This window comes from Streptomyces sp. NPDC051133 (assembly GCF_040682635.1).
Lineage (GTDB): Bacteria > Actinomycetota > Actinomycetes > Streptomycetales > Streptomycetaceae > Streptomyces.
Genome location: NZ_JBFBBK010000030.1, coordinates 64,757 through 77,534 on the forward strand (window position 1 = coordinate 64,757; position 12,778 = coordinate 77,534).

At 69.2% G+C, this 12,778-nt stretch carries 10 protein-coding genes; 9 read left to right on the forward strand and 1 reads right to left on the reverse strand.

Annotated features, from left to right (window positions below; genetic code table 11):
• The 9 genes from AB0N17_RS28215 (at position 1) to AB0N17_RS28255 (ending at position 11,218) form a co-directional block, all read left to right on the forward strand.
• On the forward strand, positions 1 to 363 hold the full coding sequence (locus AB0N17_RS28215) for a DUF4233 domain-containing protein (RefSeq protein WP_366014329.1): 363 nt from the start codon (positions 1 to 3) through the stop codon (positions 361 to 363).
• Positions 364 to 430: 67 nt separating this feature from the next.
• A complete protein-coding gene (gene ndk / locus AB0N17_RS28220; protein ID WP_366014330.1) occupies positions 431 to 844 on the forward strand; it encodes a nucleoside-diphosphate kinase in 414 nt (137 codons plus the stop codon).
• A gap of 283 nt (positions 845 to 1,127) precedes the next feature.
• Complete coding sequence (locus tag AB0N17_RS28225) at positions 1,128 to 2,147, forward strand: rod shape-determining protein (protein WP_366014331.1); 1,020 nt, start codon at positions 1,128 to 1,130, stop codon at positions 2,145 to 2,147.
• Positions 2,148 to 2,320: 173 nt separating this feature from the next.
• Positions 2,321 to 3,271 (forward strand): rod shape-determining protein MreC, encoded by a 951-nt coding sequence (mreC, locus tag AB0N17_RS28230; RefSeq protein ID WP_366014332.1) that lies wholly within the window; start codon positions 2,321 to 2,323, stop codon positions 3,269 to 3,271.
• A 13-nt stretch (positions 3,272 to 3,284) separates the two neighbouring features.
• The gene (mreD, locus tag AB0N17_RS28235) at positions 3,285 to 3,962 is read left to right on the forward strand and encodes a rod shape-determining protein MreD (RefSeq protein WP_366014333.1); all 678 of its coding nucleotides are present in this window, start codon (positions 3,285 to 3,287) and stop codon (positions 3,960 to 3,962) included.
• 170 nt (positions 3,963 to 4,132) lie between these two features.
• Complete coding sequence (gene mrdA, locus AB0N17_RS28240) at positions 4,133 to 6,391, forward strand: penicillin-binding protein 2 (protein ID WP_366014334.1); 2,259 nt, start codon at positions 4,133 to 4,135, stop codon at positions 6,389 to 6,391.
• The gene (rodA, locus tag AB0N17_RS28245) at positions 6,388 to 7,584 is read left to right on the forward strand and encodes a rod shape-determining protein RodA (RefSeq protein ID WP_366014335.1); all 1,197 of its coding nucleotides are present in this window, start codon (positions 6,388 to 6,390) and stop codon (positions 7,582 to 7,584) included. Before mrdA ends, rodA begins: the two co-directional genes overlap by 4 nt.
• Positions 7,585 to 7,676: 92 nt before the next feature.
• Positions 7,677 to 9,176: a CYTH and CHAD domain-containing protein gene (locus AB0N17_RS28250; protein ID WP_366014336.1), complete on the forward strand. Its 1,500-nt coding sequence runs from the start codon at positions 7,677 to 7,679 to the stop codon at positions 9,174 to 9,176.
• Between the two features lie 71 nt (positions 9,177 to 9,247).
• Positions 9,248 to 11,218, forward strand: coding sequence for a TIGR03960 family B12-binding radical SAM protein (locus tag AB0N17_RS28255; protein WP_366014337.1), 1,971 nt, complete (start codon positions 9,248 to 9,250; stop codon positions 11,216 to 11,218).
• Positions 11,219 to 11,570: 352 nt separating this feature from the next.
• On the opposite strand, the gene AB0N17_RS28260 is transcribed toward AB0N17_RS28255, so the two are convergent.
• Positions 11,571 to 12,584, reverse strand: coding sequence for a glycosyltransferase family 2 protein (locus tag AB0N17_RS28260; RefSeq protein WP_366014338.1), 1,014 nt, complete (start codon positions 12,582 to 12,584; stop codon positions 11,571 to 11,573).
• Positions 12,585 to 12,778: the final 194 nt, after the last annotated feature.

The following is a 12,778-nucleotide window of genomic DNA, read 5'->3' on the forward strand; positions in this document are numbered from 1 at the left end:
ATGCGTACGCTCTGTGCATCGACGCTGATCGGCGAGTTCTTCATCATCGGCTTCGCCGGGCTCGTCGCCATGAAGGACCCCGACCTGTCCACGTCGACGGTGTGGCTGGTCAGCGGCATCGCCATGCTGCTGTGCGTGCTGCTGTGCGGCATGGTGACCCGGCCGGGCGGCGTGGCCCTCGGCTGGGCCCTGCAGCTCGCGCTGATCGCCTCCGGCGTCTTCGTCCCCACCATGTACTTCATGGGTGCGGTGTTCGCGGCGCTGTGGTGGGCGTCGGTGCACTTCGGGAGGAAGGTGGACGAGGCGAAGGCCAGATTCGCCGCGCAGGCCGACTCCGCCTCCTCCACACCTGACGCTGCGTGACGAGGACAGAGCGGGCTCTTGTAACCTCGTCCCACCATCGCAGACGCCCCTCAGAAGGAGTCCTCCCGTGACCCAGCGCACCCTCGTCCTGCTCAAGCCCGACGCCGTCCGGCGCGGCCTGACCGGCGAGATCATCGGCCGTATCGAGCGCAAGGCCGGCTGGCAGATCACCGCGCTGGAACTGCGCACCCTGGACCGCGCCACGCTGGAGCAGCACTACGCCGAGCACGTCGGCAAGCCGTTCTACGAGCCGCTGGTGGAGTTCATGGCCTCCGGCCCGGTCGTCGCGCTGATCGTCGAGGGCGAGCGGGTCATCGAGGGCGTGCGCCAGCTGGCCGGCCCGACCGACCCGATCGCCGCCGCGCCCGGCTCCATCCGCGGTGACTACGGCGTGATCGTCCGCGAGAACCTGATCCACGCCTCCGACTCCGAGGAGTCCGCCGAGCGCGAGGTGAAGATTTTCTTCCCCGGCCGCGGGTGACGCCCGGCGCAGCCGGCGGTCCGGGGTCCGGCGCGCCCGCGTGACCGGCACCCGGACCTGATTTCGCCTGCATGAGTACCGGCGATCGAGGGAACGAGCGCCCCCGAACGCCCGTCTCCACAAGCGAGGCGGCCCGCCATCTGGTGACAATGGCGGAGACCCTCGCGCAGTGTTCGTGCAGGCGCGTTTACGATGGAAGCCTTCACGTCACAGCACCCGCCTCGCCGTCCTGACATGCCCTCAAAAGCTCAGGAAGGCCAGATGAATCCGGATGGGGAACTCAATGTCGTTCATCGGCCGTGACATGGCTGTCGACCTCGGGACCGCCAACACGCTGGTGTACGTCAGGGGTCGCGGGATCGTCCTGAACGAGCCGTCCGTCGTCGCGATCAACACCAACACCGGTGGGATCCTCGCGGTCGGCGCCGAAGCGAAGAAGATGATCGGCCGGACGCCGGGCAACATCGTCGCCGTGCGTCCGCTGAAGGACGGCGTCATCGCCGACTTCGAGATCACCGAGCGGATGCTCCGCTACTTCATCCTGAAGATCCACAAGCGGCGGTACCTGGCTCGTCCGCGGGTCGTCGTCTGTGTGCCCTCGGGCATCACGGGTGTCGAGCGCCGTGCGGTGATCGAGGCGTCCACCCAGGCGGGCGCCCGCCAGGTGCACATCATCGAGGAGCCCATGGCCGCCGCCATCGGTTCCGGCCTGCCGGTCCACGAGGCCACGGGCAACATGGTGGTGGACATCGGCGGCGGCACCACGGAGGTCGCGGTCATCTCGCTCGGCGGCATCGTCACCGCCCAGTCCATCCGGGTCGCGGGTGACGAACTGGACAACGCGATCATCCAGTACATCAAGAAGGAATACAGCCTTCTGCTGGGGGAGCGGACGGCCGAACAGATCAAGATCACGATCGGTTCCGCGTACGAACTCGACGCCGACGAGCACACCGAAGTCCGCGGCCGGGACCTGGTCTCCGGGCTGCCGAAGACCGTCGTCATCTCGGCCGCCGAGGTCCGCAAGGCGATCGAGGAACCGGTCAACGCGATCGTCGACGCGGTCAAGACGACCCTCGACAAGTGCCCGCCGGAGCTGTCCGGCGACATCATGGACCGCGGAATCGTTCTGACCGGCGGCGGAGCCCTGCTGCGCGGCCTCGACGAGCGGCTGCGCCGGGAGACCGGGATGCCGATCCACATCGCCGAGGACCCGCTCGACAGCGTCGCGCTCGGCTCCGGCAAGTGCGTCGAGGAGTTCGAGGCGCTCCAGCAGGTCCTGGACGCCCAGCCGCGCAGATGACGCGACTTTCGATTCCGCCGTACGAGACGTTCTCCTCTCGTGCGGCGGATCGTTGATATAGAGGCATAAGCTCCCGCAAACAAGCCCCTTGGGTGAGCGTCGCGCGTGTCGCGCCGGTACACGCCGCACAGGGGCTCCTGAATTCCTATCGAGGAAGGGCACGGCCGCCGCACGTGAGGGACACGAAAGAGAGCCGGTTGCTCCTGGTCCTGCTGGTCGCCATCGCATTCGCGTTGATCACGGTGGACATCCGTGGCGGCCGGAACTCCCCGGTCGACGGCGCCCGGCAGGCCGCGGCCGCGGTGTTCGGCCCGGTGGAGAACGGGCTGTCCTCGGCGGTCGACCCGGTCGGCAACGCCGTCTCCGCGATCCGTGACTCCGGCGGCCGGCACGACCGGCTCGCCGCGCTGGAGAAGGAGAACGCGGCCCTCAAGGCCAAGCTCGGCAGCGACGACCGCAACCGCAGCCGGCTGAACCAGCTCCAGAAGACGCTGAAGCTCGCCGGTGAGGGCCAGTACGGCATCAAGGGCGCCCAGGTCATCGCCATAGGGTCGGCGCAGGGCTTCTCCTGGACCATCACCATCGACGTCGGCGCCGACGACGGCATCAAGCGGGACATGACCGTCCTCAACGGCGACGGCCTGGTCGGCCGGGTCACCACCGTCGGCCCGAACACCGCCACCGTGCTGCTCGCCAACGATCCGGACTTCACCGTCGGCACCCGCATGGAGGGCAGCGACGAACTGGGCTTCGCCTCCGGGCAGGGCGACCGCCCGCTGCGCGTGGAACTGCTCAACGGCAAGGCGGAGGTGAAGAAGGGCGACCGGCTCGTCACCTTCGGCTCGCAGGCCGACAAGCCGTTCGTGCCGGGCGTGCCGGTCGGCGTGGTCTCCCGCGTCGACCCGTCCAACGGCGGCCTCACCCGCACCATCTACGTCACCCCGTACGTGAGCTTCACCAAGCTCGACATCGTCGGCGTGGTCGTCCAGGCCCCGAAGAAGGACCCGCGCGACGAGGTCCTGCCGACCAAGCCCAAGCCGGTCCCGACACCGACGGTGACGGTCACCGTGACCCCGTCGGCCAGTGCCGGCCCCAACTCCAACGCCGACGACCAGCAGCAGTAGGAGCTGAATCCCCATGCGTGTCAACCGGATGCTGCTCTCGTCCGCGCTGGTCGTCGTCGCCCTGGTGATCCAGGTGAGCGTCCTCGCCCGCCTGCACCTGCCGGGCGCCGTCCCCGACCTGCTCCTGCTCACCGTCCTGGGCCTCGCGATGGTGTACGGCCATGTCGGCGGCGCCCTCGTCGGCTTCGGCGCTGGACTCCTCGCCGACCTCGCCCCGCCCGCCGACCACGCGGCCGGCCGCTACGCCCTCGTGCTGTGCGTGACCGGCTACTTCGCCGGGCTCATCAAGCCGGAGACCGGCCGCCTGAGGTCGGCGACCGGCCCGATGGCCGTCGTGGTCGCCGCCGCCCTCGGCTCCACGCTGCTGTACGCCGGCGTGGGCGCCCTGGTCGGCGACACCGCCGCCCGCCATGTCGGCCTGCCCGGGCTGCTCTTCTCGGCCGCCCTGTACGACCTGCTGCTGGGCCCGTTCGTGGTGCCCGCCGTGATGTGGCTGGCCCGCCGCGCCGACAACGACCCGCTCGCCGAGAGCAGCCCGGCCGGCAAGGCGGGCGACATCTCCTCCGGCTGGCTCTCCTCCGGCACCGGCCTGCGCATCGGCAGCCAGCGCGGCGGCCTCGGCGCGCTGAAGGCGAAGGCCCGCACCCGCTCGGCGCGGGTCGGCCGCATCAAGGGGGTCAAGCGGCTGTGAGCACCGGCGAGTTCACGCCGACGGACGGCCGGACATTCACCCGAACGTGTCGGCCGGCCCGGAACGCGGGTTCACAGGCTGATCGTTCATCATTCGTACGCGCGCAGACGGTTCGCACACCCGCTCTGAGCACACCGGCGCCCACGCACTGAGAGGGGGAGGCAGCCGCAGTGACCAACATCCCCGAGACCGGCCGGACCCCACGGGTCCAGATCAGGCTCGTCGTCATCCAGATCCTCGTCCTCTCCCTCCTCGGCACGCTCGGCGGCCGGCTCTGGTACCTGCAGATCCGCCAGGGCGCCGAGTACCAGAAGGAGGCGTCCGGCAACCACGTCCAGCAGGTCGTCGACCCGGCCGTGCGCGGCGACATCCTGGACGCCCGGGGCGTCCCCCTCGCCGACAACGAGACCCGCCTGGTGGTCTCCGCCTCCCGCACCGACCTGCTCAAGCAGAAGGACGACGGCAAGGCCGTCCTGACCAAGCTGGCCGGCGTCCTCGGCCTGACACCCGGGGACGTCATGCAGAAGGTCCGGCTGTGCGACGCGAAGACGCCCCAGCCGTGCTGGAACGGCTCGCCGTACCAGCCGATCCCCATCACCGACGAGGCCACCCCCAGGCAGGCCCTGCAGATCCGCGAGCGCTCCGAGGACTTCCCCGGCATCACCGCCGAGCCCGAGGCCGTGCGCCGCTACGCGGGCCCGGGCAAGTCCAACACCGCGCAGGTCCTCGGCTATCTCTCGCCGGTCACCGACGAGGAGATCCAGAAGGCCAAGGACACCAGCTCGCCGTATCTGCGTTCGGACATGGTCGGCCGCTCCGGCCTGGAGCGGGAGTACGACAAGCAGTTGCGCGGCAAGGCCGGCGTCACCCGCTACGAGGTCGACAACCTCGGCCGGGTCATCGGCAAGGCCAAGTCGGACGCGGCCGAGCCCGGTTCCAACCTGGTCACGAGCATCGACTCCCGGGTCCAGCGCGTCGCGGAGTACGAGCTGGACAAGGCGATGAAGGTCGCCCGCCAGCAGTACGACAAGATCACCGGCGAGAACTACAAGGCCGACTCCGGCGCCGTCGTCGTCATGGAGGCCAAGACCGGCCGGATCGTCGCCATGGCCTCGGCGCCGACCTACGACCCGAACGTGTGGGTGGGCGGCATCTCCGCCAAGGACTACAAGGCCCTCACCGGCAAGGAGTCCGACTACCCGCTGCTCAACAGGGCCATACAGGGTCAGGCGGCCCCCGGCTCGACCTTCAAGGTGGTCTCCACGGCCGCCGCGGTCAACGCCGGCTACGCCTGGGACGGCGGCTACCCGTGCACCAGCTCGTACTCGGTGGGCGGCCAGGTCTTCAAGAACTTCGAGGGCGAGAACTTCGGCGACATCTCCCTGGGCCGCGCCCTGGAGGTCTCCTGCGACACCGTCTTCTACGGCCTGGCCGACCGGGAGTGGAAGCGGGACGGCGGCATCAACCCCAAGAAGGGCCAGCCGAAGGACCACTTCTTCAAGACCGCCCACCAGTTCGGCCTCGGCAAGGAGACCGGCGTCGACCTGCCCAACGAGGTCTCCGGCCGCGTCCCCGACCGCCAGTGGAAGCTCGACTACTGGAAGGCCAACAAGGACGCCTGGTGCAAGACCGGCAAGAAGGACGGCTCCTACGTCGAGAAGATCGCCTACGAGAACTGCCTCGAAGGCAACAAGATGCGCGAGGGTGACGAGATCAACTACTCCATCGGCCAGGGCGACACCCTCGTCACGCCGATCCAGGAGGCGATGATCTACGGTGCCGTCGCCAACGGCGGCACCGAGTACGTCCCGACCATCGGCAAGGCGATCGTCAGCCCCGACGGCAAGAGCGTCCAGGAGATCAAGCCCAAGGTGCAGCGCAAGCTGCCGGTCACCCAGGCCACCCTCAAGGGCATGGACGACGCCTTCGCGGGCGTCATCACCCGCGGTACCGCCGCCTGGAAGTTCGGCGGCTGGCCGCAGAACAAGATCCCGCTGCACGGCAAGACCGGTACCGCGGAGGTCTACGGCAAGCAGACCACGTCCTGGCTGGCCACCTACTCCAAGGACTACACGGTGATCATGACGATCGCCCAGGCCGGTACGGGTTCCGGAGCCTCCGGTGAGGCCGTGCGCAACATCTACAGCGCGCTCTACGGCGTCCAGGGCGACGGCTCCGTCGACAACAAGAAGGCACTGCTGCCCGAACCGCAGAAGGGCCTGCCGAAGGTCCGCACGGACGGCACCATCGCCGCCCCGAACGTCTCCGGCGACCCCGCGAAGGACGCGGAGGCCCTCCAGAAGAACAACCCCAGCAACGGCACCGACCAGCAGCCCGCCACCTCGCCCTCGCCCACCACGGGCAACCGCGACACCCGAAGGCGGGCACGGAAGAACCGCACGAGGGGAAGCCGGAGGATGCCCTCATGACCGGCGTGAACAGCTTCTCCGTCTCCGGGTATGGCCCCCGGCGGGCCGGCTGGACCCGGCTCTTCGCCCGCGACTCGATGACCCGGCGGCTCGACTGGCCGATACTGCTCGCGGCCATCGCGCTGTCCCTGCTGGGCTCGCTGCTCGTGTTCTCGGCGACCCGCAACCGCACCGAGATCAACCAGGGCGACCCGTACTTCTTCCTGGAACGGCACCTGATCAACCTCGGCATCGGGCTCGCCCTGATGATGGCCACCGTCTGGCTCGGCCACCGCGCCCTGCGCAACGCCGTGCCGATGCTCTACGGCCTGTCGGTCCTGCTGGCCCTGGTGGTCCTCACCCCGCTCGGCGCCACGATCAACGGCCAGCGCAACTGGCTCGTCATCGGAGGCTTCTCGCTCCAGCCCGCCGAGTTCCTCAAGGTGACGATCATCCTGGGCATGGCGATGCTGCTGGCCGCGCGGGTCGACGCCGGCGACAAGCCGTACCCCGACCACCGGACGGTGCTGCAGTCCCTGGGCCTGGCCGCCGTACCGGTCCTCATCCTGCTGCTCATGCCCGACCTCGGCTCCGTACTGGCCATGGTCGCCATCGTCCTCGGCGTACTGCTCGCCTCCGGCGCCTCCAACCGCTGGATCTTCGGCCTGCTCACCGCCGGCGTGATCGGCTGCGTCGCGATCTGGCAGCTGCACATCCTGGACCAGTACCAGATCAACCGCTTCGCGGCCTTCGCCAACCCCAGCCTGGACCCGGCGGGCGTCGGCTACAACACCAACCAGGCCCGCATCGCCATCGGTTCCGGCGGCCTCACCGGAGCGGGACTCTTCCACGGCTCGCAGACCACCGGACAGTTCGTGCCCGAGCAGCAGACGGACTTCGTCTTCACGGTCGCGGGGGAGGAACTGGGCTTCGTCGGCGCCGGCCTGATCATCTTCCTGCTCGGCGTCGTCCTGTGGCGCGCCTGCCGCATAGCGCGCGACTCGACCGAGCTGTACGGGACGATCGTCGCCGCCGGGATCGTCGCCTGGTTCGCCTTCCAGTCGTTCGAGAACATCGGCATGACCCTCGGCATCATGCCGGTCACGGGCCTTCCGCTGCCGTTCGTCTCGTACGGAGGCTCCTCGATGTTCGCGGTGTGGGTGGCCATCGGCCTCCTGCAGTCGATCAAGGTGCAGCGGCCGCTGTCGGCGTGAGGGGCGTTCACCGGGTGGATGACGGGGGGTTTCCCGCCATTCACCCGGGATGACCTCTGCCGCACCGGCCCGCCTCCCACTAGATTCGGTTCATGGCGGATGCGAAACGCGAGATCGAGCGCAAGTACGAATCCGACGAGAGCGGGCTGCCCGACCTGACCGGCGTCGGCGGCGTGGCGGCCGTCCTCGACAAGGGCCTGGTCGAACTCGACGCCACCTACTACGACACCGCCGACGAACGCCTGGCGGCCGCCTCCCTCACCCTGCGCCGCCGCACCGGAGGCGCGGACGCCGGCTGGCACCTGAAGTTCCCGGTCGCCCCCGGAGTCCGGGACGAGATCCGGGCCCCGCTCGCCGACACCGTCCCCGAGGAGATCGCCGCCCTCGTCCGCTCCCGCGTCCGCGACGCCGAGCTGATCCCCCTGGTCCGGCTGCGCTCCGCCCGCGACGTACGCCACCTGGTCGACGCCGACGGCGCCCTGCTGGCCGAGGCCAGCATCGACGGCGTGACCGCCGAGCGGCTCACCGGCAAGGGCGGCGCCGCCCAGTGGACCGAGATCGAGGTGGAACTGGCCGACGGCGGCGACCCCGCCTTCCTCGACCAGGTGGACAAACGCCTCCGCCGAGCCGGCGTCCGCCCCTCGACCTCACCCTCCAAACTGGCCCGCGCCCTGGAACAGACCGCCGGCCGCCGCCGCAGGAAGCCCAAGCCGTCGAAACCCACCACCGCCGGCGACCACGTCCTCGCCTACCTGCGCACCCAGCGGGACGCGCTGATCGCCCTCGACCCCGCCGTCCGCCGGGACGTGCCCGACTCCGTGCACCGCATGCGCGTCGCCACCCGCCGCGCCCGCAGCACCCTGCGCACCTTCCGCCCGGTCCTCGACCGCGCCGCCACCGACCCCGTCGGCGCCGAGCTGAAGTGGCTCGCCGGCGAGCTGGGCATCGACCGCGACCAGGAAGTCCTGACCGAACGCCTGACGGCCGCCCTGGACGCCCTCCCGCCCGCCCTGGTCACCGGCCCCGTCCAGGACCGGCTCGCCACCTGGGCGCGGACCCGGCGCTCCGGCACCCACGGCCACCTCACCGGCGTCCTCGACTCCCGCCGCTACCTCACCCTCCTCGACACCCTCGACGCGCTCCTCGCCGACCCGCCCCTGCGCAAGGCGGCCGGCAGGAAACCGGACAAAGTCCTCACCAAGGCCGTGAACCGGGACCTCGACCGGCTCTCGGCCCTGGTGGAGCAGGCCCTGGCCCTCCCACCCGGCACGGACCGCGACCTCGCCCTGCACGAGGCCCGCAAGAAGGCCAAGCGCACCCGCTACGCGGCCGAGGCCGCCACCCCCGCCCTCGGCTCCTCCGCCCGCTCCCTCACCGCCTCCATGAAGTCCCTGACCACCCTCCTGGGCGACCACCAGGACAGCGTCATGGCCCGCCGCACCCTGCGCGAGCTGTCGGCAGTGGCCCACGCGGCGGGCGAGAACACGTTCGCCTACGGCGTGCTGTACGGGCGTGAGGAGCGACGCGCAACAGAGGCGGAGACCAGGCTCCCGGCCCTGTGGAAGGAGATCGGCTCGGGGGCCTCGGTCTGAGCGTTCGGGGGAGGGCCTCCGGCCGGGTTACGCTGAATGGTCACCCCTGTCAGCTCACGAAGGTTCGCGAGATGCCTGCCGAAGCCGCCGAGTCGGTGTTCCCGCAGCTCGAAGCACTGCTCCCGCATGTGCAGAAGCCCATCCAGTATGTCGGCGGAGAGCTCAATTCCACGGTCAAGCCGTGGAACGAGTGCGACGTCCGCTGGGCGCTCATGTACCCGGACGCCTACGAGGTCGGGCTCCCCAACCAGGGCGTCATGATCCTCTACGAGGTCCTCAACGAGCAGGAGGGCGTCCTCGCCGAGCGCACCTACAGCGTGTGGCCGGACCTGGAGGCGCTGATGCGTGAGCACGCCGTCCCGCAGTTCACGGTCGACAGCCACCGCCCGGTGAAGGCGTTCGACGTGTTCGGCCTCAGCTTCTCCACGGAGCTGGGCTACACGAACATGCTCACCGCACTCGAACTGGCCGGCATCCCGCTGGAGTCCAAGGACCGCACGATCGACGACCCGATCGTCCTGGCCGGCGGCCACGCCGCCTTCAACCCGGAGCCGATCGCCGACTTCATCGACGCGGCCGTGATCGGCGACGGCGAGCAGGCCGTCCTGGACATGACCCGGATCATCCGCGAGTGGAAGGCCGAGGGCCGCCCGGGAGGCCGCGAGGAGGTCCTCTTCCGCCTCGCGAAGACCGGCGCCGTCTACATCCCGGCGTTCTACGACGTCGAATACCTCTCCGACGGCCGTATCGCCCGCGTGGTGCCCAACAAGTCGGGCGTCCCGTGGCGCGTCTCCAAGCACACGGTCATGGACCTGGACGAGTGGCCGTACCCCAAGCAGCCCCTCGTCCCCCTCGCCGAGACGGTCCACGAGCGCATGTCCGTGGAGATCTTCCGCGGCTGCACCCGGGGCTGCCGCTTCTGCCAGGCCGGAATGATCACCCGCCCGGTGCGCGAGCGCTCCATCACGGGCATCGGCGAGATGGTCGACAAGGGCCTGAAGGCGACCGGCTTCGAGGAGGTCGGGCTGCTCTCCCTGTCCTCCGCGGACCACTCGGAGATCGGCGACATCGCCAAGGGCCTCGCCGACCGCTACGCGGAAGACAAGATCGGCCTCTCCCTGCCCTCCACCCGCGTCGACGCCTTCAACGTCGACCTGGCCAACGAGCTGACCCGCAACGGCCGCCGTTCCGGCCTGACCTTCGCCCCCGAGGGCGGCTCGGAGCGCATGCGCAAGGTCATCAACAAGATGGTCTCCGAGGAGGACCTGATCCGTACGGTCGCCACGGCCTACGGCAACGGCTGGCGCCAGGTGAAGCTGTACTTCATGTGCGGTCTGCCCACGGAGACCGACGACGACGTGCTGCAGATCGCCGACATGGCGACGCACGTCATCCAGAAGGGCCGCGAGGTCTCGGGCTCGAACGACATCCGCTGCACGGTCTCCATCGGCGGCTTCGTGCCCAAGCCCCACACCCCCTTCCAGTGGGCCCCGCAGCTCTCGGCCGAGGAGACGGACGCCCGTCTGGCCAAGCTCCGCGACAAGATCCGCGGCGACAAGAAGTACGGCCGCTCGATCGGCTTCCGCTACCACGACGGCAAGCCCGGCATCGTCGAGGGCCTCCTCTCCCGCGGCGACCGCCGCATCGGCGCCGTCATCCGCGCGGTCTACGACGACGGCGGCCGCTTCGACGGCTGGCGCGAGCACTTCTCCTACGACCGCTGGATGGCCTGCGCCGACAAGGCCCTCGCCCCCTTCGGCGTGGACGTCGACTGGTACACCACCCGCGAGCGCACCTACGAGGAGGTCCTGCCCTGGGACCACCTCGACTCCGGCCTGGACAAGGACTGGCTCTGGGAGGACTGGCAGGACTCCCTCGACGAGACGGAGGTCGAGGACTGCCGCTGGACCCCGTGCTTCGACTGCGGCGTCTGCCCGCAGATGGACACGGCCATACAAATCGGCCCGACCGGTAAGAAGCTCCTGCCTCTGACGGTCAAGAACGCGGGTCCGACGCCGGCTCCGAGTAGTCACCCGCACTGACGTGAGCGAGACACTCAATCGGGTGATGGAGGCAGTGACGGGGATGAGTGAAGAGGAGGTGGCTGCGGCGCTGTCCGTCGTAGGTGCTTCCAGCGGGCAGCGGCCTGGGAAGCCAGCGACACCACGAACGCCTCTGCCGGGGCCTGAAGGCATCACGGGCATCCACTCAGAGGTGGAGTGGGTCTGAGAGTCTCCGCGTGAGCCTTGCGCGCAGGCCGGTGGTTGCCCCCTTCTCTTTTGGTGAGCGCTGCGTGTACAGCCGTGCGTCGACGTGGCGGCCTTTCCGCGCCCGATCAGGCAACGAACGAGCCCCCACCCCCCGACATGGGGTGGGGGCTCGTTGCTCGGAGGTCTACGCCACGCCGACTTCCACGGTGTCGCGAGTCCCCCATTTGCCGATCTTCCAGCACGTGAACATCGCGTAGAAGTACATCGGGCGCAGGATGAGCAGGCGCCAGATGCCCGTGATGGGTGCGGTGAGGAACAGGGCGGCGCGGAACCAGGCGGATTCGTCTGAGCGGTCGATGCAGAAGAACCTGAGGGCGATGATCCAGTTTACGCCGAGTCCGACGAGAGTGGTCGAGATCAAGAGCGCGGCCAGGTTCTGGCGTTGTGCCGGGTCGGTCAGTAGGGCCACGGGGATGGCGACGGAGAGGATGAGCTGCGCGACTTCCATGACGGGCATCCACCAGGCGACGCTGGTGATGGGCAGGTAGCGGAACCACCAGAAGGTGCGGACGAAGGTGCCGCGCATCCAGCGGAACTGCTGGTTGAGGTAGTGGCGCACGGTGACGGGTACGAGGGTGAAGCAGATGGAGCTGGGCTGGTGGACGGTGTCTCCGTCGAGGAGGCCGTACAGCGTCATCAGCGAGTCGTCGTTCATCTGCATCGGCCGGCCCCGGAACGTTTCGTTCGGATAGGCGTCGGCGTACTTGCGGATGACTTCGCCGCGGTAGAACGCGAGGGTGCCGGAGTTGACCATGACGCGTTTGAGGACCGACTGCGCTGAGCGGAAGCCGCGGGTGAAGGGCAGGTACAGCATGCTGGTCATGAAGGTGAGCAGGTTGTCCCTGCTGTTGAGCACGACGACCATGCCGGCCACGGACTTCACCTTCGGGTCCGCGAACGGTTTGAGCCCTTCGTGAATGGCCCGACGGTCGAGGACCGAGTCGCTATCGAGAGTGATGAAGACGTCGGCTGGATCAGTGGCGAGGACTTCCATCTGCGCGTGGCGCTTGCCTCGGTTGACCGTGCGGGTCCAGGTGGCTTCGATGCCTTGTGCCCGGGCACGATCGGTGAACCAGCTGCGGACTGAGTCGTAGGTGATCGCTCCTCCGGTTCTCTTGTCGATGGAGCCGTCGTCCACCACTGGATCCGGTCGGGAAGGCGGGACTGGTCGAACAGGCTCTGCAGGCAGAGCCTCAGGGCGGCCTCGTCTTCGTTGTAGACCGGCACCTGGACGGTCACGGTGAGACTGTCGAGTTGCTTCTGCTGGCGCGGAGTTGCGGTGTACGGCTTCTCCTTCCAGGCCAGCGGAACCCACCACAGGAGCAGGAAGCT

Coding starts and splice junctions, on each gene's coding strand:
- mreD (WP_366014333.1), top strand. CDS start 3,285: ATGCGTGTCAACCGGATGCTGCTCTCGTCCGCGCTGGTCGTCGTCGCC.
- AB0N17_RS28225 (WP_366014331.1), top strand. CDS start 1,128: ATGTCGTTCATCGGCCGTGACATGGCTGTCGACCTCGGGACCGCCAAC.
- AB0N17_RS28255 (WP_366014337.1), top strand. CDS start 9,248: ATGCCTGCCGAAGCCGCCGAGTCGGTGTTCCCGCAGCTCGAAGCACTG.
- AB0N17_RS28250 (WP_366014336.1), top strand. CDS start 7,677: ATGGCGGATGCGAAACGCGAGATCGAGCGCAAGTACGAATCCGACGAG.
- AB0N17_RS28215 (WP_366014329.1), top strand. CDS start 1: ATGCGTACGCTCTGTGCATCGACGCTGATCGGCGAGTTCTTCATCATC.
- rodA (WP_366014335.1), top strand. CDS start 6,388: ATGACCGGCGTGAACAGCTTCTCCGTCTCCGGGTATGGCCCCCGGCGG.